The 24493-nt window shown below is 42.6% G+C and carries 19 protein-coding genes; 8 read left to right on the top strand and 11 right to left on the bottom strand.

The window, feature by feature from the left end; translation table 11 throughout:
• Positions 1–339: 339 nt before the first annotated feature.
• The 7 genes from WKV44_02350 to WKV44_02320 all read left to right on the top strand — a co-directional run bounded on the left by WKV44_02350 (position 340) and on the right by WKV44_02320 (position 10866).
• On the top strand, positions 340–1626 hold the full coding sequence (locus WKV44_02350; GenBank protein ID MEM5947375.1) for a TetR/AcrR family transcriptional regulator: 1287 nt from the start codon (positions 340–342) through the stop codon (positions 1624–1626).
• Between the two features lie 20 nt (positions 1627–1646).
• Complete coding sequence (locus WKV44_02345) at positions 1647–3053, top strand: TolC family protein (protein MEM5947374.1); 1407 nt, start codon at positions 1647–1649, stop codon at positions 3051–3053.
• Positions 3050–3991: an efflux RND transporter periplasmic adaptor subunit gene (locus WKV44_02340; protein ID MEM5947373.1), complete on the top strand. Its 942-nt coding sequence runs from the start codon at positions 3050–3052 to the stop codon at positions 3989–3991. Before WKV44_02345 ends, WKV44_02340 begins: the two co-directional genes overlap by 4 nt.
• Before the next feature lie 10 nt (positions 3992–4001).
• A complete protein-coding gene (locus WKV44_02335; protein MEM5947372.1) occupies positions 4002–7190 on the top strand; it encodes an efflux RND transporter permease subunit in 3189 nt (1062 codons plus the stop codon).
• Between the two features lies 1 nt (position 7191).
• Entirely contained in the window at positions 7192–7470 is a 279-nt protein-coding gene (locus WKV44_02330) for a PG0541 family transporter-associated protein (GenBank protein ID MEM5947371.1), read from the top strand.
• Between the two features lie 148 nt (positions 7471–7618).
• Positions 7619–9709: a peptidase U32 family protein gene (locus WKV44_02325; GenBank protein MEM5947370.1), complete on the top strand. Its 2091-nt coding sequence runs from the start codon at positions 7619–7621 to the stop codon at positions 9707–9709.
• A gap of 149 nt (positions 9710–9858) precedes the next feature.
• Positions 9859–10866: an alpha/beta hydrolase gene (locus WKV44_02320; GenBank protein ID MEM5947369.1), complete on the top strand. Its 1008-nt coding sequence runs from the start codon at positions 9859–9861 to the stop codon at positions 10864–10866.
• Between the two features lie 93 nt (positions 10867–10959).
• Here WKV44_02320 and WKV44_02315 read toward each other — a convergent pair whose 3' ends face one another.
• The 5 genes from WKV44_02315 to WKV44_02295 all read right to left on the bottom strand — a co-directional run bounded on the left by WKV44_02315 (position 10960) and on the right by WKV44_02295 (position 16564).
• Positions 10960–11871 (bottom strand): dihydroorotate dehydrogenase, encoded by a 912-nt coding sequence (locus WKV44_02315; GenBank protein ID MEM5947368.1) that lies wholly within the window; start codon positions 11869–11871, stop codon positions 10960–10962.
• Entirely contained in the window at positions 11856–12671 is an 816-nt protein-coding gene (locus tag WKV44_02310; GenBank protein ID MEM5947367.1) for a dihydroorotate dehydrogenase electron transfer subunit, read from the bottom strand. The genes WKV44_02315 and WKV44_02310 overlap by 16 nt, the downstream gene beginning before the upstream one ends.
• Positions 12672–12897: 226 nt before the next feature.
• On the bottom strand, positions 12898–14007 hold the full coding sequence (locus WKV44_02305; protein ID MEM5947366.1) for a VWA domain-containing protein: 1110 nt from the start codon (positions 14005–14007) through the stop codon (positions 12898–12900).
• 95 nt (positions 14008–14102) lie between these two features.
• Positions 14103–15926, bottom strand: a complete 1824-nt coding sequence (gene glmS, locus WKV44_02300) for a glutamine--fructose-6-phosphate transaminase (isomerizing) (protein ID MEM5947365.1) — start codon at positions 15924–15926, stop codon at positions 14103–14105.
• Between the two features lie 14 nt (positions 15927–15940).
• A complete protein-coding gene (locus tag WKV44_02295; protein ID MEM5947364.1) occupies positions 15941–16564 on the bottom strand; it encodes a cyclic nucleotide-binding domain-containing protein in 624 nt (207 codons plus the stop codon).
• Positions 16565–16722: 158 nt separating this feature from the next.
• Between WKV44_02295 and WKV44_02290 the strand changes: the two genes are divergently transcribed.
• Positions 16723–17634 (top strand): hypothetical protein, encoded by a 912-nt coding sequence (locus tag WKV44_02290; protein ID MEM5947363.1) that lies wholly within the window; start codon positions 16723–16725, stop codon positions 17632–17634.
• Positions 17635–17636: 2 nt separating this feature from the next.
• Here WKV44_02290 and trxA read toward each other — a convergent pair whose 3' ends face one another.
• The 6 genes from trxA to WKV44_02260 all read right to left on the bottom strand — a co-directional run bounded on the left by trxA (position 17637) and on the right by WKV44_02260 (position 24406).
• Positions 17637–17954: a thioredoxin gene (gene trxA, locus WKV44_02285; protein ID MEM5947362.1), complete on the bottom strand. Its 318-nt coding sequence runs from the start codon at positions 17952–17954 to the stop codon at positions 17637–17639.
• 67 nt (positions 17955–18021) lie between these two features.
• Positions 18022–18762, bottom strand: a complete 741-nt coding sequence (gene trpA / locus WKV44_02280) for a tryptophan synthase subunit alpha (GenBank protein ID MEM5947361.1) — start codon at positions 18760–18762, stop codon at positions 18022–18024.
• Entirely contained in the window at positions 18755–19978 is a 1224-nt protein-coding gene (trpB, locus tag WKV44_02275; protein ID MEM5947360.1) for a tryptophan synthase subunit beta, read from the bottom strand. The genes trpA and trpB overlap by 8 nt, the downstream gene beginning before the upstream one ends.
• A complete protein-coding gene (locus WKV44_02270) occupies positions 19965–21437 on the bottom strand; it encodes a bifunctional indole-3-glycerol phosphate synthase/phosphoribosylanthranilate isomerase (GenBank protein ID MEM5947359.1) in 1473 nt (490 codons plus the stop codon). The genes trpB and WKV44_02270 overlap by 14 nt, the downstream gene beginning before the upstream one ends.
• On the bottom strand, positions 21424–23016 hold the full coding sequence (locus tag WKV44_02265; protein MEM5947358.1) for a bifunctional anthranilate synthase component II/anthranilate phosphoribosyltransferase: 1593 nt from the start codon (positions 23014–23016) through the stop codon (positions 21424–21426). The genes WKV44_02270 and WKV44_02265 overlap by 14 nt, the downstream gene beginning before the upstream one ends.
• Complete coding sequence (locus WKV44_02260; protein ID MEM5947357.1) at positions 22997–24406, bottom strand: chorismate-binding protein; 1410 nt, start codon at positions 24404–24406, stop codon at positions 22997–22999. The genes WKV44_02265 and WKV44_02260 overlap by 20 nt, the downstream gene beginning before the upstream one ends.
• Between the last annotated feature and the right edge of the window lie 87 nt (positions 24407–24493).

Raw genomic sequence — 24493 nt, 5'->3', positions numbered from 1 at the left:
ATAGTTTAAAAATGCAAAAAAAGCAAGCAGAAAATCGGCCGACAGCCGAAAATTGTTTTTTTAAGACCAAATCATTCTGCTAACATAAGTATTTTATACCGAACGTACGAGACTCGCTCCGCTCGTCCCGCACTGCCTCCGGCTACATAAAAAACCTGCTTATCGTACAAAACTTTTGCCCTCTTTATGCCACAGGCAGGAGGACATGTACCCTGCCTTTTACTGTACCTCACCGGGAGCATGTCCGACGTTCGGTTAAATTATTTCTCAAAAAACGTAACAACTACAAAAAAAGAATTCTTATGCATATGGGACTTGACGTTTATGTTGACAAGTATTATGTTTGTTAACGACCGTTCGGTAAAAACAGAACAAGGAGTAAACATGGAGCACGCCGATATTATAAAGGCGGCAATCAATGCCTGGGCAAAGTCAGGATTCTCCTCAACCAGCCTCAACGATGTGGCAAAGGAGTTGGGGGTAACAAAGCAGGCAATTTATCGCTATTATCCAGGAAAGGATGCTCTTATAGAAGCCATACGCGATGAGGTTGACAGGCTGCACAGAGCACATTATGAGGCTTTGAGAGCTGCCATGGAAACTGCTGAGAGTTTTAAAGAAGCTATGGAGCTTTTTGTGTATGCCAAGGCGGATAGTCTCTACACACATCCTGCAGAGTATCTTTTCTTTTTTGTTCCGCCCAATGTCAAAATTTATACGGAGCAATTCCCCGAGTTCTACTCTGGTATGGAAAAAAGAGAGAAGGAGCTTTTTCTCAGCCTCTTTGATAAGACTGGGGCGCCTGTCCTGGATGAGAGGCAGTTGGATACAGCATATGTATTGGTTCAGACCACCTCGGCCTTGGGGCTTCTCAAACCACTTATGGAAAAATACAAGGAAGGTTCTTCTGTTTCAAAAGAAGAGCTTTCTGTTATCAAGCAGATTGTAGTCGAGACTCTATGTATTGGCATTTGCAGGGAGGATGCTGTTCTAGAGCCTGTGGATGCAGAGTATGTTGCCAATATTGCAAAGGTAGAAAAAGAAGAACTCCCTGAGCTTCATAAAATATTTGAGGTTGTTGAGAAGTTGATAAACACAAAAGGCATGCGGGGTACAAGTCTGGGTGAGGTTGCAAGAGAGCTGGGCATGTCCAAGAGTTCTCTTTATTCTCATTTTAAGGATAAAGAGAGCATGATAAAAACGGTAATGGTCAACCAGATCAAGGGTTTTATGGATCCTCTTGTAACAAGGCTTGCAATGTGTCGCAACACACAGGAGAAGGTGCTCTGCTATATCCTTTATTCTGCTGCTTATGTAGAGCTCCACAGCAGAATTCTGGGAATAATGGCATGGTTGAGACTCAATCTGCCGATGCCACATCAGGAAGAGAAGAAAGAGCAGGACTTTTTTGGCCAATACCAGGGGCTTTATGGGATTTTTGCAGGACTTCCTCTCAAAGAGGAGGTAAAGCAGCACAAACCCATGCTCTATCTTCATGCTCTCATATTTTCTTCTCTTGAGAGAAAGCCGGGAAAGTTTTTCTCTCCAGAGGATGCAAAAGATATTTATGCCTTCTTTTTAAGAGGGCTATTCGGAATGGCAAACAAAGATAAATTTTTTATCTAGATTAGGATACGGAGGAAATGATGCGGTTTAAGAAGATTATTGCAATGATTTTTGTCATTGTCGTGACCGGCATAATATGGTCACAAGAAGCAGAAAGACTGACCGTGGATAAAGCTGTAGAGTATGCGCTCAAATACAACAGCAGCATAAAGAATGCAGCTTTGGATCTAGAGAGCAGTGGACTCACAAAGAACACGGTCTTTAATCAGTTTTATCCAAGCATAAGTGCAAGCGCAACACTTAGCAAAATGCATGAGTCAACAGAAACAATAAGTGGGCTAATTCCTGATACTACTTCCGAGGTTTTTTCTGGTAGCAGTATGTATGACAGGGTTATTTATTATGAGCAAGAAATTCCGCTTACATGGATGCTTTCTACTAGCATACAGGCAAATCTAACACTAACAACACAGCTTGTTTCCGGCATAAAGATAGCCTTCAAGAACTACGAGATGGGACAGATCAGCTTGGAAAAACTGCAGAGACAGACAGAGCGAGATGTAAGAAAAGCTTTTTATAACCTGCTTCTCAGCAAGGAACAACTCAATATAATGAAAGAAAGTCTCAATGCTGCGGAAGCAAGATATAAGCAGACAGAAAAACTTTATAAAAACGGGCTTGTGGACCAACAGGTTTTGCTTTCTTCCAGAGTTGCATGGGAGTCTATGAAACCACAAATAAGCCAGCTTGATATGGCATATAAGATGTCTCTCAGCAACTTTAAGATGATGCTGGGTATAGCACTTGATAAGCCCATAGAACTTGTAGGAGAGATAAAAGTTCCTTCTGTGGATATTAATAACATAAACAGCATGGAGGTATCTTTTGCAGACAGAGCGGATATAAAGGAACTTGTAGGTGCAATCAGCATGCAAAAGCTCCAAAAAGAAATAACAATGGGTGGGATGCTGCCTATGCTGACTTTTACTCTTACTGCAGATCCGAGTTTCTCCGGCGACCCCTTTAAGGACTCATGGTTTGAAGATATGGACAAGTGGTCTCAGAGTAGCGGTATGTTTGGGCTTACTGTTACACTGCCGGTGGATTCATGGCTCCCGGGTTCTTCCACATGGGTAAAACTTGCAAACACAGAGAGAGACATAAAAAAGCTGAGAAACCAGCTTGAGGATATGTTAAAAGGAGCAAAGATGTCACTAGACTCTCATCTTTTGTCGGTAAAAACCGCCATGGAAAACCTGGAAGCTTCAAATCTCAATCTTGAGCTGGCCAAGACTTCTTATAATCTAGCAGAAGAAGCCTATAAATCCGGGCTCAAGGACCTTGTAGCCGTGATGGATGCTGAGAATACCTTGAGACAAGCTCAGTTCTCAGTACTCAGCACCAAGGCACAGATTCTTAACGGACTTATAGACCTTGCATATGATTTAAACCAACCAATAGACCAATTTATCGGAGGAGAAAAATGAAGAGAAAAATAAATTTTAAAGCAGGGCTTTTTGCTGCAATACTTATTGCAAGTATCATACTAGTATCCTGTGAAAAGCCAAAAACAGCAAAAACAGAGGATAAAGAGACAACCTTTGCTGTTGCAACAACAAAAGCAGTAAAAGGTGAGATTATAAACTACATAGAGCTTTCCGGCGATGTAGAGCCAAAATCCACAGTTGATGCATATGCAGACACAACAGGTAAACTTACAAAGTTATATGTTGGTGTAGGCGATTATGTGAAGAAGGGACAGGTTATTGCCGAGGTTGACCCTTCTCGTCCGGGTATGGACTTTGTGGCAAGTCCAGTAAAGGCTCCCATATCAGGTAATATAATAGCTCTACCTATGCACCTGGGTGCAACGGTTATACAGAGCATGCCTGTTGCCAAGCTGGCTGACCTGAGTACACTGCAAGTTGTAGCTTATGTTGCTGAGCGCTTTGTCTCCCGAGTACAGGAAGGACAAAAGGCTGTAGTAAGCTTCTCCGCTTTCCCAGGAGAAAGCTTTCCTGCTTATGTAAGCGAGGTGAGCCCCGTAGTTGACAGCTCCAGCCGCGCCATGCAAATCAAGCTCAGCTTTACCGGCGATGCAAACAAGATTAAGCCTGGCATGTTTGCAATCTTCAAACTGGTTACGGATGATAAAAAAGACGTGATAAAGATACCTGCAAATGCCATAACAGAAAGAGAAGGGAAACAATACATATATAAGATAAAAAAAGACGGCGATGCGTTTGTTGCAAAACGCTTTGAGGTCATAACAGGTATAAAGATAAACGGTAAGGCAGAGATAAAATCAGGTCTGGAAGAGGGTGAAGAAATAGTCCTGGAAGGTATCAACTTTCTGGATGACGGTTCCAGGGTAAAGATAGTAAAACAGATAGCTCCGTTACCTGTAGAAGATACCATAGAGTAAGGAGAATAACATGTCACTTAGCAGAACAGTGGTAAACAGGCCTACTACAATACTTATTGCCTTTGTCATACTGGTATTGTTTGGCCTATATACGGCACTCAATATAACAATAGACCTCTATCCAGAAATAAATCCCCCGGTACTGGTTATCTCCACGAGCTACCAGGGAGCAGGCCCGGAAGAGGTGGAAAAAACCATAACAAGGCCGCTTGAGAGTACTCTTGGAAACGTAAGCAATCTCAACAGCATAACATCAACCTCAGCAGAAGGCTCCAGCATGCTTGTACTGGAGTTTACATACGGCACAGATATGTCGGATGCAGCCAATGACGTGAGAGACAGCCTGGAGTTTGTACGCGATATTCTGCCTGATGATGCATCCAGCCCCATGATATTTAAGTTTAACCCGTCCATCATCCCTATATTGCGACTGACAGTAGAAGGAAACAGACCTCAAGAAGAACTAAGAAAGCTGGCAGAAGACTACATAGCTCCCAGACTGGAACAGACAACAGGCGTATCCATGGCAAGCGTAAACGGAGGAAGAATACCTCAGGTTAAGGTGGACATCGCACTGGACAGACTGGAAGCCTACGGACTGAGCATGACACAGCTTGCCAATATACTTAGGGCACAAAATATACAGCTTGCGGGTGGAAGAATCGTAGAAAATGATATCAACTATCTGGTAAGAACTGCTGGAGAATATACAAGCCTGGACGATATTGCCAATACTGTAATAAGCTACAAACCAACACAATCTGCAGCAGGTATGCCCAAGATGATACCTATAAGGCTGAGAGATATTGCAGATGTGTATATGGGATATTCCACAGTAGATACAATGGTATATGTCAACGGCAAACCCAGTGTATCCATATCCATACTTAAGCAGAGCGGAACAAACTCCGTAGAAGTAGCAGACAGGGCAAAGAAAAAAATAGAGGAGATACAAAAGACCCTTCCTCCCGATGTAGAGATAAAGATTACAAGAGATACAACAGAAATCATAAGAGCATCGCTTTCTCAGGTAGCAAGCTCGGCAATAAGCGGAGCAATCCTTGCTATGCTCGTGCTGTTTTTCTTCCTAAGAAGTATAAAGCCCACATTGATAATAGGATTTGCCATACCCATCTCAGTCATAATATCGCTTGCAGCAATATACTTTGCAGGCATAACTCTCAATATAATGACACTCACAGGACTTGCATTGGGCGTAGGAATGCTTGTGGACAACTCCATAGTTATGCTAGAGAACATATATAGGTATAGAGAAAAAGGCGCAAAACCCCATATATCAGCCATACTGGGCTCTGAAGAGATGATAACAGCAATAACCGCATCCACCCTTACAACAGTAGCAGTTTTTATACCCATAGCAATATTTAAGACAGAGCTTGAGATGATAGGAGAAATGTTTGCAGACCTTGCATTCACCATAGTCATATCTCTCATATCTTCCATGATCGTAGCATTTCTACTGGTACCCGTACTTGCGAGCAAATACCTCAAACTCAACAACAGAAAAGAAAAACCATTAACTCCTACTCTGCAAAAACTCGACAGACCATTTGCACGGTTCTTTGATAAACTTGATTCTGGCTATAAAAAAGCACTCAGCTGGACACTCAAAAACAAAACTAAAACAATATTGGTAATTTTGATACTATTTGTAGTCTCCATTGCTGCCATCCCCCAAATAGGATTCCAGTTTACACCTTCGGAAGAACCGGACAGCGTAACACTCAATGTGGAGCTTCCTCTGGGAACATCCGTACAGAAGACAAAGGAAGTGCTCTTCCAACTATCCGGCATAATAGAAGATGAGATAAAAGGCTACAAAGACATAATGATAACAGCAGGAGAAAGCGCATTCTTTGGACTGGGAGCAACCAGTACTCACAAAGGCAGCATACTCATAACCCTTCCAGAGTATGCCAAGCGTATAGACAACGCAGAAACAATCCAGCAAAAACTGAGAAAACACTTTGACGACTTCCCCGGAGTAAGCTTTGAATTCTCCTCAGGAACTCAGATGGGGAATCCATCAGGAAGCTCCACTCCCATAGATGTTCTCGTAAAAAGCGATGACCTTACAATAGCTAAGGAAACAGCATACAAGATAGAAGAGCTTATAAAAACCAAGCTGTCAGACTACATAATAGATCCGCAGGTAGATGCAGAAGAAGGTCTCCCACAGGTAGAGATTGTCATAAACAGACAAAAAGCATACTCTCTAGGACTCAATGTATACACCATAGGACAGGAGATAGAAGCTGCAATAGACGGCATAAATGCAGGAAAATTCCGCATATCCGGTAACGAGTACGACATACATCTTGGACTCCCGGAAAAAGACAGAAACAAGCTTAGTACTCTTGATAGAATATTTGTAACAAGCTCGGGAGGACAAAAAATTCCTCTATCAAACATAGCAGAAATAAAGAGAAGCACAGGTCCCACAAGCATAAAAAGAGAAGATCAGACAAGAACAATACACGTTCAGGCAAACCTTGCCCAGGGCATAACAGTTGACAAAGCAGAACCACTTCTTAGAGAACTAATAACACAAGAAATACCTTCCAGAGAAGGACTTACAATAGAGTTTGGCGGAGATTACAAGCAGCTTATGGAATATATTGGCAAGTTTGCATTAATAATGCTTGTTGCAGTTATGCTGGTATTTGGCATTATGGCAAGTCAGTTTGAGTCCCTTCTTGACCCATTTATCATACTCTTTACAATACCTCTATCCATCATAGGAATAGTGGCCGTACATCTCCTTACCGGAACCATACTCAGCATATACACCGCAGTAGGACTTGTCATACTTGTGGGTATAGTGGTAAACAATGGTATAGTCCTGGTAGACTACACCAATCTGCTAAGGAAAAGAGGACTGCCGCTATTGGATGCCTGTGTGGAAGCCGGCGGGAACAGACTGCGCCCAGTACTCATGACAGCCCTCACAACAATACTCGGACTTGCACCCATAGCATTTACACAGGGAGAAGGCATGAGCCTCATACAGCCCATAGCCAAGACAGTTGTAGGCGGACTTACTGTATCCACATTCCTCACACTATTTTTGATTCCCATAATTTACTACGGATTCAACCGCATATCAGACTGGTTTAAAGGCCGCAGAAAAGAACAAGAGAAAAAAATGCGCTCAAGACTCGTAGAAGAGGAGGCATAAGATGAAAAGAGTGGAAATAATAGCAAACCATTCTGTAGAAGAAGACCTTTTTGACCTGATAGAAGAAGAAATAGAAGACTTTTACTATACACAGATTCCTCAAGTTCAGGGCAAGGGCTCAAGCGGTCCCAGGCGCGGAGACCACATATGGCCAGAAAGCAACTTTATCATCATAAGCTATACGGATGAAGAAACACTGGAGAAACTCCGTGCCATAATACAGAAATTAAAAAGAATGTTTCCACAAGAGGGTATAAAACTCTTTGTGACAGAAGCATAGCTCTCCTAAGAAAATCCCCGCGGGGTACAAGCTGCTGCCGCAAGGCAGCAGCATTCGGTTAAAAAAAATAACTAATACCGAACGGCAGGCAGCTACACTGCCTGCCTTTTTTATAGAACAATACGGCAGGCTGTGCTATGCTCTCATCATGAAAAACAAGCCTGAGATTCTAGCTCCCGCAGGCAGCCTGGCTGCAGGTATCTACGCGATAAAAGCCGGAGCAGACGCAATATACACAGGTTTGCCTAGATTCTCTGCACGGGCATTTGCCAACAACCCCTCTTTACAAGAATTATCTGCCCTGCGAGCCTTTTCCCAAGCCCAGGGAGTAAAGCTCAACATAGCTTTCAACACCCTTATACGCGATACAGAACTTGAGGAAGCGCGATACTGGCTGCGCATACTGAGCATGCTGAGACCTGACGCAGTCATTGTGCAGGACCTGGGGCTTGCAGATCTCATACGCAAAGACTTCCCCAATCTCACACTGCATGCATCAACACAACTGGCAATACACAATACAGATGGAGCAAGGCTCATGGCAGAGCTTGGCTTCTCCAGAGTAATCCTTGCACGAGAGCTGGAGATAGCAGAAATAAAAGAAATCATACAAAAAGTACCAGAAATAGAGTACGAGGTCTTTGTATCAGGCGCGATGTGTTACAGCACATCAGGCATCTGCCTTGCCTCCGGACTAATGCTGGGACGCTCTGCCAATAGAGGAGTCTGCGCACAGGTATGCAGAACATGGCAGGAAAAAGACAAGAAAAAACAATACACATTCTCCATGCGCGACCTAATGCTAATAGAACACGCAGAAGAACTAGCAAAAACAGGCATACGCTCCTTTAAAATAGAAGGCAGAATGAAATCGCCAGAATACGTAGATGCAGCAGTCAGACTCTGGAGAAAAAAACTGGACACAAGAAGAACTGATCCTCAGCTTATGGAGAAACTTGCATTAAGCTTTATGAGAAATACTGGAGAAGGCCACATAAAAACACACAAAGAACAAGAACTCATAGACACGGACTACCCGGGGCACAGAGGACTCAAGCTGGGAACAATAAAAAAAGTAGCAGAAAAAGAAGCACTTGTGCATCTTGAGCAAGAAATACACATAAGAGATGGAGCAGGCATAATAGAAAAAGGAGAAATTACAGCCTGGGCAATAAAAAGCATAAGAAAAAACCAGACAAAACTAACACAGGCCCAAAAAGGTATGCAAGTATGGATAAACATTCCAAAGAAGTTTGCAGAACAGCATGAAATCAGACTTCTCTCGGCACACGACAATAAACTCCCTGAGATAAAAGCCTCAGCACTTGAGAAAGCACCTCTCCATACAAAAATTAACATAACAATATACAAAGACAGACTACATATAAAACTTGATTTTGCAGACAAGACCCTGGAGGAAGAATACTACCATTCACTACAAAAAGCAGCAGAAAAAGAAATAACATACACAAAACTGACTCAATTATTCTCCTACTACAGCCCTGCCGGACAAATACCCATAAAAGCAGAACTCACAATAAACGCAGAAGACAGCATAAACATAACCCGCATATTTTACCCCCCATCCTTCCTAAAACAGACAAGAAGAGCAATCTTCTCCCTGCTTTACAAAAACCTGGATAACCCAACTAGCACTCAAAAACACAGCCAGAATCCTCCCCTAAACACACCATCGATTCCTCTTCGCAACACACTATCACCCAGAGACAGCAACCTACCATTTGTAACAGACTACACAAACATAGATACAAAATCACTCGCAAAACTCACAATAAAAAACAAAACCTATACAGTCATTCCTCTGGCACCCACAACCTTTTCCTACAAAAGCACATACAGCCAATTACATAATATCATAGAGAAAAACCCACAAGAAAACTTTCTAATAGGCCTCAACAATCCCGCACACATACTCTGGGCAAAACATCTTGCAACAATATATCAGCAGCGCATTGCATTCTTTACGGATTATCTTCTATATAATTCCAACCACCTTACAGAAAACCTCTACAAACACATAATTCCAAACCTTGCCTTTTCCTATCCATGGATAGAAAGCCCAGTAAAACACCCCTGCTATACAGATTTTAACCCTCCTATATTTTACTCAAGAGTCATCCACAACACAAAAGAGCCCCTGCTCACACAAAAAGAAAAAACACTCACAATCATCCACAAAGAGAACATGAGCTATACCCTAGTACAACAAAAAAAATAAACCGAACGCAGAACCTGCGCACACAAAAGCACAGCAGATAGTAATGGCGCAGCCTCTGCTGCCTGCGGCAAAAAGAAACAATACAGAAACAAGAAAAATATTTGTGCAAATACTTAAAAAAGCAACACATACTGTTATACTTATAACAGATGAGAAGCACAATCATCGGCATAAGGACAATTTTTGCCATTGCCCCCTTTGCTCTCTTTCTCCTCACAGTTTCCTGTACAAGCATCAATCCTACCTATGATGAAACAGAAGAATATCGCAGAAAACTATGGCAGCAGTGCAGTACCCTGAGCAATCTATCCATACCGCAAGAAAAGAATACAGAGTTTTATAACTATGCATCCGGCATACTGCAAGGAGAACATCCCCCTGTAAAACATCTTGCAGGTACAATACCATCCGGACCTTACAGCCTTTTTGTACATATATTCTTACCAGAAACAAACATAACAGGCAGTGTATTTGTTTTTCACGGATATGCTACGGACAGCTCACATTATGGCAGGCTAGCATCGGAGCTCCTTACTATGGGACTTGCAACAATTCTTATAGACCTTCCCGGGCATGGTTTATCTACAGGCACAAGAGGAGATGCCTGGCCTGGATTTTATATCTACGGCGATTCTGTCAACAATACTATCACTAATCTCTCTCCGTACCTACCCCGGCCATACTACGCAATAGGACACAGCACAGGCGGACTTGCACTTATAGATTACAGCATGCGTTACAAAACACAAATAGAAAAAATAGTTCTTTTTGCTCCTCTTATGAAGCTCCCGTATCAGGGAATTCTGACATCGGTAAGAACAATAACAAGCATCTTTGCACATTCCTATCGTGCTTTTGCCCGCACAAAACTGGGGCTCAGAGTTTTTCCGTTTACATGGCTGGACTACTTTGTCATATGGCAAAAAAAGCTGGAAAAAACACCTCACATTGATATGCCGTCTACTCTCCTAATTCTTGCAGCAAAGGATAATGTTGTTGACAACGACTACAGCAAAAAAAAACTTAGAAACAAGATAGATACCATATATATCATAACAGAAAAAAATGCAGACCACTTTGAGCTAGACAGCGGAGCTCCGGATGAAGATGTAATGGCCGATATAAAAGGCTTTTTATCAGACACCATAAGCCCATAAATGAGAATATATAAAAAGATATCCTTATCATTTAATTATTCCGCCGGAGGCAGCGGCCTATGCTGCTGCATAGGCCGCGTTCGGTATACAAAATTACCATTCTTTCCAGTATGAGGAAAAGTCTGAGATAGAGTTCATATTGTTTTGCTTCATGTACTCTTCTATCCCCTCCAGAACCTTAACCGTAATAGTGGGGTCGACAAAAAGCCCTGTACCTATCTGGACACAGGAAGCACCTGCGAGCAGATATTCTATAGCATCGTCTGCGTTCATTATCCCACCCAATCCTATAATGGGGATGCTGACAGCAGTCCTTACACGATAAACTGCAGCTATACCTATGGGTTTTATGGCAGGACCGGAAAGCCCGGCTGTCTTCTGGGGTATAACAGGGCGTTTCCTTTTTATGTCTATAGCCATACCGACAACAGTGTTGATACAAGACAGCGCATCCGCTCCACCGTTTTCCGCAGCACGTGCTATTAGCCGGATATCCGTAACATTGGGCGTAAGTTTTACAATGAGAGGCCTGTTAGTCAGTTTTCTAAGTGATGCCGTTAGGTCTTCTACAACATCTGGCTCAGTGCCAATGGTGATACCGCCCTTTTTTACGTTGGGACAAGATATGTTTATCTCATAGCCCCACATATCCGTATGCTCTTCCAGAACAGAAACTACCTGCAGATAATCCTCTGGCTTGCTCCCCGCTACATTTGCTATTACAGGGCAGGGAAGAGAGGAAAGATAAGGCCATTTCTCCGATAAAAAGCGCTTGAGACCGACATTGGCAAGCCCTATGGAGTTGAGAAGCCCTGCTGTTGTCTCCACAATGCGGGGGATTGGATTACCCTCTCTTGGTTCCGGCGTAACAGCCTTGGTGTACAGCGCGCCCAGTCTGTCATAATCCACAAGCCCCTCGTACTCGCTGCCATAGCCTATGGTACCCGATGCCGCACCCACGGGATTGGGAAGAACTTTGTCTCTTATCCTTACACTGAGGTCCATTCTATCTCCCTGCTGTCAAAAATAGGTCCGTCTTTGCAGACACGCACATACGAGCCCCTAGCAGGCACAACACAACCTGCACAGGCCCCCACACCGCAGGCCATAACCTGTTCCATGGAGACCCACAGCATAAACCCCTTATCAAGAGCAATGCTGTGTAAAGCCTTCATCATGGGATTGGGACCGCAGGCATACAGGATAGCCCCAGCAGGAGGCATATTCTCCAGTAAAAGGTCCGCAACATTGCCCTTAAAACCAGCAGAACCATCATCCGTACATACAAAAAAAGAAACCAAAGAAGACGGCTTATACTCAGGGATAAAAGAAGAATTCCTTGCTCCTATGATAAGAGTATGAGAAATCCCCTGTCTCTCAAGCTCGCTGGAGAAAAAAAGCACAGGTCCCAGTCCCACACCACCTGCAAGCAGCACAGGATACTCTACGCTAGAAGGCATGGGAAAACAATTGCCAAGCGGAGCAATAATATCAATCTGCTCGCCTGCACTCATTGCAGCAAGATTGGACGTAGCCCTGCCACGCTTTTGATAGATAAAGCCAGCCTTATCATTGGAAAAAAAAGAAAAAGCAAAAGGCCGTCTGAGAAGCGGAACAACAGAATCCCCCGCCCGCAAAGTAAAAAACTGCCCAGGACGAGGCCGCGAAAAAAAACTGGGATACTCAAAAGACATAAAAAAATACCCGTCCGCTATCTGTCTATGCTCAAGCACAGAAACAGAAGAAAAAGAAACATTGCTATCACACATCATGGCGATTATAAAAAAAAAAGAAGCTTTCTCCAAGCTCCTCAGACATTTTTACATCTATAAAAAAGGAGGGCAACATACCTGCCGCCCTCCCTCCCACGCATGAAGGACAGGGGAAGGATAAGGTCGTCCTTCGTTTGAGAGTATAGCACAAACAGTCAAAAATTTCAATTGAAAAAACACCGAACGGTCTTACCTCAGCTTATACTGCAAAAGAACAAGAAAACTGCGGTAAGACCTGCCTTTGGCAAACAGCTGGAAACTATTGAGGGAGAAGTATAGGAAAAACCAGCACATGCTTTTTCTCTGCTGCAGAATAAACCATATCCTCAGTGACAGAACCTCTGGGAAAGGGATGAGGAGGTGCATCGCCTATAAGAATAATCTTCCTGTCATCATAGAGCCAATCAAACCTTATAAGGGCAGCATATAGAGCCTCATAGACTGCTTCCGGCAAATCCCGTCCTCCAGACACACGTATGGTAGAAATAAGAGAATTAAACCTATCCAGATCCGATTGAAAAGGTATAACCTTATTGAGATATTCTTCCATATAGTCTTTATAGAGGACAACACCTACTCTTATTTTTTTATACCCTTTACAAGTATTCCGGATAATGGAAACAAGCTGTTTCTGAAGGAACGGAATATCATCCTCCATACTTTGTGTCGTATCCAGTACAAGCACCAGATCAAGGCTGTCGCCTTTTTTATCCTCCAGCACCTTTTTTATCTGACTGAGTACATCCTCATGTCCTGTAGAGTAAAAAAGAGGTGTCTTGCTCCTTTGGGAAAGTTTTTTAAAGCTTTCCTCTGCCTGCGGCATATAGTTTGCCTCAGGCGGTCCTGTAAAAGGTTTTTGAACAACGCGCAATATAAAGGGATTATCTTTAAAACCACCGGAATAATCAGCATAAGGACGCACAAAGGTTCTGATGTTGAGATAGCTACCGTCCAAAATCTGCATTTCTCCGTGTCTGGTCCAAGGATAGCCGTATACAACAACATACGGGATAAAAATATGAAAAGCCTCTCCCAGAATGGGATGCTTTTCTGCAGAGGAGTCAATAAGATAATATCCTCTTGAATTGTCAAGAAACTCACCGTTGAGAAGTCTTTTTTCTTCTCCGTTTATCTTATTATAGCTTGTTGTCCTGAGTGCATAGCTTGCGACTTTTCTTGCCGGATCTTCCGTGGATTCTGTTATTAGTACAGATGCTATATCAGGTTTCTTTTTTATCCATAGGTGATAACCGCCTTCTAGTGCCTGCTCTATTATTAGCTCATCCGGTTTTACGGATAAATCCTGAGAAAAGACAAAAAGACTTGAAAACAAAATAAAGCATATAACCGCAATATAACGGTTCTTCATATCATCTCTTATCGGTATGTCGGCAACTTCTTATAAGCATCTATAAAAAAGCCCTGCGCTGCACAAGCAGCGGCAGGGCGTTCGGTATTATGTTTTTATTCTACTGTAACGCTTTTTGCCAAATTTCTTGGCTGATCAACATCCCGTCCCAGCTTGATGGCCATATAGTAAGCAAAGAGCTGCAATGGTACCACCATAAGAAAGGGGTTAAGATAGCGGTTAACCTCGGGAACTTCTATTGTATCGTCTGCTATCTGTCGCACTCCGTTGTCACCTTCCGTACATAGAGCAATAACCTTGCCACCTCTTGATTTTACTTCTTTCATATTTGTGATGACCTTGTCCCGTAACTCGTCACGAGGAACTATAAACATACTTGGTGTATCCGGGTTGATAAGAGCAATCGGGCCGTGTTTTATCTCTGCCGCACTGTAGCCCTCAGCATGGATGTAGGAAACTTCCTTGAGCTTGAGAGCACCTTCCAGTGCTACAGGATAGTTGAGTCCACGGCCAAGGAACAAAAAATTGCGTGCATAAGAGTACTTTTCCGCCAAGTGTTTTATGTGCTCGGACTGTTTGAGAACTGCGTTTATCCTATCCGGGAGTTCCTTCATCCCTCTGAGCAGTATAAGGCCATCCTCAAAAGAAAGGTCACGCATTCGTGCCATAAGAAGAGCAAAAAGATAAAAAGCTGTAATCTGAGATGTAAAGGCCTTGGTAGATGCTACTGCAATCTCTGGTCCAGAGTGGATATAGACACCTCCATCGGATTCCCTCGCTATGGAGGAACCTACAACATTACAGATGCCAAGGACTTTGCCTCCCTTTCTCTTGAGTTCTCGCAGGGCATATAGTGTATCAGCGGTTTCTCCAGACTGAGAGACAGCAAAATAGAGTGTATTACGCTTTACTATGGGGTTTCTATAGCGGATTTCTGAAGAAAGCTCAGTTGTGGCAGGTATTCTAGCAAGGTTTTCTATCATGTAAGCACCCAGCATGCCTGCATAATAGGAAGTACCAGCACCTATTATAACAACCTGCTCTATCTCAAGGAGTTCCCTAGTGCTCATATTGAGACCACCAAGATGTGCGGTGGCATACTCTTCGTCAAGACGGCCCTGCATAGCTCTCTTGACGGATTCCGGCTGCTCAAAAATCTCCTTGAGCATATAGTGGGGATATTTTCCTTTTTCTATCTCTTCCAATTCCCAGGTTATGTTTTCTATCTTCTTGCTTATTGGGGTATTTCTTATATCAGTTGTTGTAAAATCCTCGGATGATACTTTTACAACCTCATTGTCTTCAAGGTAGACAACCTGCCTGGTGTGCCCTAGAATAGCTGTAACGTCCGAGGCAAGAAACATCTCTCCATCGCCTACTCCAATAACAAGAGGAGAACCATTTCTTGCACCTATTATTGTATTAGGCTCTTCTGTACATATACACAAAAGACCATAAGTACCCTTTACAAGAGAGAGTGCCCGTTTTACAGCTTCTTCCAAATCCCCCTCATAAAAGTCTTCTACCAAGTGAGCGAGAACTTCCGTATCTGTATCGGATACAAACCTGTAGCCCCTTTCTTCCAGAGTTTCCTTAAGCGATGCAAAGTTTTCTATTATACCGTTGTGTACTATTGCAATCTTACCATTTTGAGATACGTGAGGATGGGCGTTTACATCGTTTACAGCACCATGTGTTGCCCATCTTGTATGGCCTATACCATATTGCCCGTCAAGAGAAGCAGGGACAACAGATGCAAGATCATTTATCTTGCCTGTTTTCTTTATCACAGTGAGTTCCGCATCTTTTATGGTAGCAATCCCAGCAGAATCATAGCCTCTGTACTCCAGCCTTCTTAGTCCTTCCAATAGGACTTTGGCAGTAGGCTTTGGACCGCAATATCCGATTATTCCACACATTATTAAAGACTCCTTTATTTTATATTCTGATTGTCAACAATGGAAGCAAGCTTTTTAAAATCAAGAAGAAGGAGTTCATCCCCCTCTATGGAAAAAAGTCCTTCCTCCATAAATTCTTTTATTATATTAACTACTTCTTCCGTATCCACTTCTTTATTGAGTGCGATCTCATTGACAGTACTTTTGTAGGGAATAGACTTGAGAATACCATCAGAACCTTTAAAAGCAAAATAAAGATCCAGCATTATAAGACTCTTGAGATTATTTTTAACAAGATGCTGAAGCTGCATATTGGTCTGCTGAAGTCTTCTGCATAATCTGTCAATTATTGTAAGTGCTATCTTGGAGTTTTTCTCAACCATGCTCTGAAAACCCTCGCGGGTAAAAGAAAGAACAAGCACATCTGTCATCGCCATGGCCGTTGCACTCCTAGGGGCACGTATAACAATAGCCATCTCACCAAAAAAATCCCCTTTATCAAGAACAGCCAGAGTATGTTCTTTACCACTTATGTTTTTTGATATTTTCACCTTTCCCTGCTGAATGATAAACATGTTATCACCGGAATCTCCTTCTCTGAATATAATCGTACCTGCAGGAAATATCTTTCCATATTTTTCCAAAAGGGGATTTGACATAAATTCTCCTAAACTACAAATAATTTTTAAAGCAAATTATCTTATTTATCAGTATATCTTAGGTAATGAAAAAGTTTCAAACCCTTATTATTATATCCCTATTTTTTTTCTTTAACAATTGCTCGGAACAATCTCCAATAATACCGAATGACTCTGATATGATTCCGCCTACAATTGCAGACTATGCTATGTCCGGGGAAAATACAGGATACATACTTTTCTCAGAACCCGTTATTGCAAACAAAGAAAATCTTATGTGTAATGACGGCTTTTCCATAAAAAATATAACTATAACAGATTCAAAGCTGGAGTTTCAACTTGACGGCAAAGTTGAGCCGGGAAAAAGGCTTTCTGTTGACGGCGAGATAACGGATAAGAGTGGAAACCACCTTAGTTTTTTGCTGTTTTTTTACGGCTTTAATCCTAATATTCCACATATCCTTATTAATGAGTTTACAACCCAAGGCTCTTCCTCACATCCGGATTGCGTGGAGCTTTTCCTGCTAAGTGCTGGAAACATAGGGGGCATAGTGTTATACGAGGGAACAGATTCTGACTGGGATCAGCGCTTTATCTTCCCTTCCCTTTATCTTGAAGCAGGTAGCTTTGTAGTACTGCATACAAAGCCGGATGGTACGACAGAAGAAAAGAACGAAACAACCGCACCAGATGTATCGGGTGGCAAGGATGCAAGTTCCGGTGGATGGGATTTTTGGCTGTCCGGAGGTAAAGGCTTATCAGGCAACAACGGAGTCATAAGCCTCTATACACGAGTAGGTGGAGAACTCCTGGATGCAGTAGTATACAGTACTGGAACATCATCCAGATATCAAGGGTTTGGAACAAAGAAGATCTTTGACAGAGCACAAGAGATATTTAAGCTTGGTGGATGGGAAAGTACCGAAGAAATATTGCTACCCGAGTTTTGCATTGACCCGGATCCTTCCACATCCACCCGCTCAATAAACAGAGCATCAGTCCCTGTTGATACAAACAGCAAACTAGACTGGCATATTGTTCCTACATCACAGTCTAGTTTTGGTTCTGTAAACAGCGATGAAGTCTATTAAATCTAAATATAAGACTGAACAAGCTGTTCAAAAACAGATAGAGGAGCCGCTCCTATATGCTGTTTTACAACTTCTCCATTTTTAAATAAAAGTATTGTAGGGATACTTACAACTCCATAGTTACCAGCAAGATCGGGTTCTTCGTCCACATTTACCTTTACAACCTTAAGCTTGCCTGAATATGCATTGGAAAGTTCTTCTAGAACAGGAGCAACCATCTTACATGGAGCACACCACTCGGCCCAGAAGTCCACAAGAACCGGGATATCGGATTCTATAACTTCTTTTTTAAAATCTGCAGCAGTTATGTTTATTGCCATAAATCCTCCGTAAAAAATACTCATAATTAAATATTATAAAAATTACATATAAAGTCCATATACATATTTATAAAAGCAAATACTCTACCTTTTTCTTTACAGAACCATAGATATCATCTCGGTTTTCTTTGCATATCCTTACAAAAACAGAGCCCGCAACAATTGCATAAGCATGGCGTGATAGCTTTGCCACCTGCTCCGGGCTATCAATACCAAAACCGGCAAGTGTCTTATAACCTCTATTTTTTAATACTGATAACAAACCAATGTTGTCTTCTCCCAATTCAGTATGCTGTCCCGTTATTCCTTTTCTTAGAGCAGCATATATATACTCCCCTGCTTTATCAGTAATAAGAGAAAGCCTTTCTTCTGTCATATCAGGAATAACAACAGGAACAGGCTGCAAATCCCTTGTAATACATTCTTCATAAAACCCTTCATCATAGTCAGGAGGTAAATCCGGTATAATAAGCCCATTTATCCCCAGTTCCGCCATGATAGAAACAAAACGAGGAATTCCCACTCTGTAAGGTATACTGGCATAGCTCATAACAAAGACTGGCAGTTTTGGATAATCCTTTCTTATTTTCTTGATAAAATCTATTCCTTTATCAACAGTAAATCCGTTTTCCAACGCTGTAGTGCACGCCCCCTGGATGGCCGGTCCATCCGCAGTGGGATCAGAAAAAGGGAACTGCACTTCCAGAGCCCATGCTCCACCATCCACAAGGCCACGTACAACATCATAAGAAGCTTCCGGTGACGGATAATAAGGTATCATATGTGCCATTATTCTTTTTTTATGCATCACCGGCCTCCGAAAGTAAAAAATCTCTCCATCTGTTTCCATCTATTATCTTTGCTGTTATAAAGATATCTTTATCCCCTCTCCCTGACATATTGACTATTATTGCCTTATCCGGACTACCTTCTTTTGCAAGCTTTATTGCAGCAGCTCCTGCATGAGCGGATTCCAAAGCAAAAATCACACCCTCATGGCGAGCAAAAAACCGGAGAGCCTCCAAGGCCTCTTTGTCTGTTGCTCGTGTAAAAATCACACGTCCTGTTTCTCCGAGATGTGCAAGCTGGGGACCTATTCCCGGATAATCAAGTCCAGCTGATATGGAATGAGTAGGTAAGACCTGCCCGTCAGAATCAAGCAAAAACATGCTCTTATATCCCTGAACAATCCCTTCTACTCCGCAGCCCGTCATTCTGGCAGCATGTTCTCCATTGCCCAACCCTCTTCCTCCTGCCTCCACTCCTACAAGCGCAGGCCTTTCTTGTTCTATAAAAGGCGCAAAAAAACCTATGGAATTTGACCCCCCACCTACACAGGCAACAAGCGCTTCTACATCTTCCTTGACATTTTCTTCTATCTGTTTTACTAGCTCTTTTCCAATCACAGATTGAAACTCCCTCACCATATCCGGAAACGGAGAAGGCCCAAGTGCCGAACCTATCAGATAATGAGTAGTATCCCAGGAAGATGCCCAGTCTCTGAGGGCTTCATTTACTGCATCTTTTAGAGTTCTGGAGCCACTAGAAACAGGAACTACCTGAGCCCCAAACATCTCCATGAGATATACATTGGGTCTTTGTCTGGCCATATCCACTTCACCCATATATACGGTACAATCCAATCCAAGTCTGGCACAAACGCTTGCCGTAGCCACTCCATGCTGTCCAGCCCCTGTTTCTGCTATTATTCTGCTTTTACCCATCTTTTTTGCAAGCAGAGCTTGCCCTAGGGCATTATTGATCTTATGTGCGCCAGTATTGGCAAGACCTTCCATTTTTATATATATTTTACTGCCTCCCAGAATATTACTTGCATTCTCAGCAAACATAAGCGGAGTAGGACGACCTATATATGTCTTTTGCAGATACTCCAGCTCAGAAAGAAAGCCTTCATTACTCATGGCAGCTATAAAAGACTGTTCTAACTCATCCAGAGGTTTTCTCAAAACCTCTGCAACATAACGACCTCCAAACCTGCCAAAAAAGTCATTATAAAGCTGCATCAAAAAGCTCCTCAAAAAATTGTTTTAATTTTGCCTTATCTTTTTTGCCTGGAGATTCTTCCACACCAGAAGAAACATCCACTAACTCAGGATTATATTTCCTTACGATATTCTTAATATTATCGGGAGAAAGACCACCGGCAATCCATAAGCTTGTTTTTGTTTTTGCATAATCAATGAGAGAATCATCTATGCTTTTGCCCGTACCTCCGTAGGCATGTTCTGATTTTGCGTCTATGAGCAGTCTTGGAGAATTATACGCAAGTGCAGAATCCATATCTGAGACATCTTCTATTCTTGCCGCTTTATACCATGGTATATCCAAACTCATTAAACGCTCTTTAGGCTCATCACCATGGAACTGGAGCGCATCCAGCAAGCCATCTTTTACAAGAGCTACAGCATCTTCTATGGATATCCCTTGGCCTTCGACAACCACGCCTATTTTTTTTGCCTGAGTTCTGCCAATAGTACTCAAGAAATCTCTGTTTACCCTTCTGGGAGAATCCGCAAGAACAAATCCCAATAAATCGGCACCAAGTCTGTCTGCAAAGGCTACATCTTCTTCTCTAGTAAGTCCGCATATTTTCACAAGAGGGCGATGCTTCTCAAGCCTAACCATAAGATACTGCCAAAAAGATTGCCCTTCTGCTCTTGTCCTCTGACCTGCGGATAGACCTGCTGCCAATCCTTCAAATCTCTCCGGCTCTCTCATAAGTGCTTCTCCCACAAGGATACCAGCAGCACCAGAAGAAGAAGCAAAATAGGCATGATAAAACTCCCATAGCCCGGATTCAAAAACCACACGTGCATCCCAGGAAATATGTCGTCTTAACTTGACAGGGGTTAAAATATCAACATTAAAGCTCACAAGATCTCTTGAGTTGATACCCACAAACTCAGGTTCCAAAACAGATATTCTCTCCAGCTCCTCCAGAGAATGCACCTCCACAAGAGCTGCAATTCCTAATTCTTTTGTCTTATCATACATTAATCTAAGAGTCACATCATCAAGAATACCTGCTATAAGCAACACAGCATCTGCACCTGCTCTGTAAGAAACATCAACATCAGCCTCATCAAGCAGGAAATCCTTTCTCAGTATGGAAATCTGAGGGAACCTGGCCTTTATGGTCATAAGATCGCTTAAGGAACCTCCAAAATATTGCTCTTCCGTAAGGACTGAGATATTACGTGATCCTTGTTTTACATATTTTTCTGCTTGTAAATATATATCCATACCTCCGGCTATATTACCCCTAGAAGGCGAGCAGCGTTTAATCTCCGTTATAATAAAAGGCGCCCTCCCAAAAGGGATAACAGGATACTGCCGTTTATCTGGAATAGTTAATCCCTGGGTATGTCCATACCTATCTATTCTCTTTATTCTGTCATATATTATTTTTTTTAAAATATCCTCTTTTATACCTATATCACTATCTGTTTTAATTTTTTGCATAACTTCTAATCCTGTTTACATAAGCCTTTGTTCTACCCGTAGAAAGAGCATCCATAGCCATCATGACTCCGCTCTTTATGCTTGCTGCAAATCCAGCAACATATAGAGCAGCTCCTGCATTGGCACACACTGCGGCCTTTACAGCATCAGGCCCCTCCCCATCAAGCAGTCTTTCTGCTATGGTGACATTATCTGATACATCACCAAATATAAGCTCAGATACATTGTATCTTGCAAGTCCCATATCCTCAGGAGTAATAGAGCCCTCTTCTATGTTACCATCTTTATCAGCCAAAATATAATGCGTTTTTCCACAAACAGATATCTCATCCTGGCCATCTTCTGCATGTACCGTCATAATTTTTTCTACTCCGAGCTGTATTGCCGCTTCTGCCATGAGCCTAAGATAGTTTTTAGAAAAAACACCTATAAGCTGGTAAGATGCAAAGGCGGGATTGGATAATGGCCCAAGGAAATTCATTATGGTCTTTATCCCTAATTCTTTCCTTGGTGCTGCTGCATATCTCATTGCTTTATGATATAGAGGAGCAAAAAGAAACGCAAAGCCCTCTTTATTGAGCATTTTTTCCGCTTCTGAAGGAGGAAGCTCAACAGGAAGCCCCATTGCAGCATAAAAATCTGCACTACCGCTCTTTGAGCTTACAGCTCTGTTACCATGCTTTGCTACTGATGCACCGCAGCTTGCTGCAATGAGAGCAGAAAAAGAAGAGATATTAAAGGTTCCCAACCCGTCTCCTCCTGTACCGCATGTATCAAGAACTTTTTTATCAGGATTTATTCTGACAGCTTTTTTTCTTAAGACAGCTGCACAGCCAGCTACCTCCTGAGAAGCAAAGCCTTTGGCGTTTATTGCAACAAGTGCTCCGGCTATCTGAGCAGGACTTAGGTTGCCGGATGTAAGCTCATCCATAAAGGCTTCCGCCTCCTCTCTGCTGGCATCCTTTTTATCAAGCCTTGCGGATATAAAAGATCGTATATCAAAGGGCTCTCTCTTATATGTGAGAAAATTAGAAAGAATTCTTTTGCCTTCTTTCTGTCCTATTGACTCTGGATGAAACTGAACCCCTTCTAGAACATATTCCTTATGCCGTATTCCCATAATTTCTCCATCCGGACTTGTGGCACTAATCTCAAAATTTTCCGGCAAAGTTGCGGCATCAACAGCAAGAGAATGGTATCGCATGGACTCCAAAGGACTGGGAAGCATACGAAATACACCCCTGCCATCATGATTTATCATATCCGTCTTACCATGCATGATAGCCTTTGCCTGTATTATCCTTGCACCAAAAGCCTGAGCAATACACTGATGCCCTAGACATACTCCAAGTATGGGTATCCTTCCAGCAAATGTTTTTATGGTTTCTAAAGATATTCCGGCATCCTCAGGCCTGCCTGGTCCCGGAGAGATTATTATAGCCTCCGGCGACAGGCTCTCAATCTCTTGTATGCTTATCTCATCATTTCTTGCAACTTTGATTTCTTTATCCGTGATCTCGGATATATATTGAAAAAGGTTATAAGTAAAAGAATCATAATTATCTATCAGAAGGTACATGTTCTTCCTCCAAACCTATGGCATGCATTAGAGCAGCCAATTTCTCACTGGTTTCTTCAAATTCTCTCTCCGGGACAGAATCGTACACTACGCCAGCTCCTGCCTGCAAATAAAGCATATCCCCTTTTTTAAGCGCAGTGCGTATGCTTATACATGTATCCAGCTCTCCTCCTGGCTCAATATATCCCACAGAACCCGCATAAAAAGCCCTCTTTACAGGCTCTATCCTGCTTATTGTCTCTATCGCTTTGATTTTTGGAGCACCGCTCACAGTACCCGCAGGAAAACTTGCTCTAAAGGCATCAATACCACTATAATCGTCTGCAATCCTGCCCCTCACCTCCGAGACTATATGCATGACATGAGAATACCTCTCAACAACCATATACTCCGCAGGCATAACAGATCCTGGGACGCATACGCGGCCAAGATCGTTTCTTGCAAGGTCCACGAGCATTATGTGCTCTGCCCTCTCCTTGGTATCAGCAAGAAGCTCCTGCTCAAGTGCAAAGTCCTCCGCAGCATCCCGGCCACGCCTTCTAGTGCCCGCTATGGGTCTTATTACAGCCTCTCCGTGCTTTACTTTTATCTGCACCTCGGGAGAAGCGCCAAAAAGCTGATAATCTCCATAATCAAGAAAAAACATATAAGGAGAAGGGTTGGAAGATCTAAGAACCCGATATGCCTCAAAGGCAGGCATATCCGTACGCAAAGACAACCTTCTGGACGGTACTGCCTGCAAGAGATTACCGGCAATAATCTCATCCCTAACTGTAGATACAGCATCAAGATACCAGGTCTGGTCGCAGCTTACATCCTCTATATTATAAGAAGCAGATGGAGCAGCCGCCATGAAGGAAAAATCAAGATTATCCAGCATAGACTCAGTCCTATCGGCAAGTGCGGCTATATCGCACGGAGCCTCCTTGTAATCCATAGCAATTAGAAACATCCTGTCCGTATAATGGTCCATAACAACCCACAGATGCCCAAAAATAAAAGAAGCAAGAGGAAGCCCCAGAGGCTCTTCTTTGTCTGCTATATTTATCTTATCGCAAAAGGAAGCAAACTCGTAAGACAAGAATCCTACTCCTCCAGTTGGCAGAGGAAAGTCATAGTCAGCTCTCTCATGCTGATCTGCAAAATATCTGCATGCGTCTAGAATATCTCTCCCCGGGTTCTTTATCCTAAACCTTTTACCATCTTTTATAAAAAAGACATCTCTTCCTCTCTGCTCCAGACGGAAGGCTTCCTCAACAAGAAGAAGAGAATATCTCTCTCTGCCCTTTAGAAAAGAAGCGGATTCCAGTAGAGCCTTTGCTCCAAGCTTGCGGGCAAGGGAATATGGAGTAAATCTCTCTGCAGGAAGCTCTCGTATGATAATTGCCACATAGTCCTCCAGTTGTTACTATTTATAGAAACATATATGCAAGAATACATTGTCTCATCCTTATTGTCAAGAGAATTTTTCTATAAA

The organism is Spirochaetia bacterium 38H-sp (assembly GCA_039023545.1).
GTDB lineage: Bacteria > Spirochaetota > Spirochaetia > Winmispirales > Winmispiraceae > Rarispira > Rarispira pelagica.
Note: the sequence above shows the minus strand (reverse complement) of the source record. Positions and strands in the feature narration are given on the sequence as shown.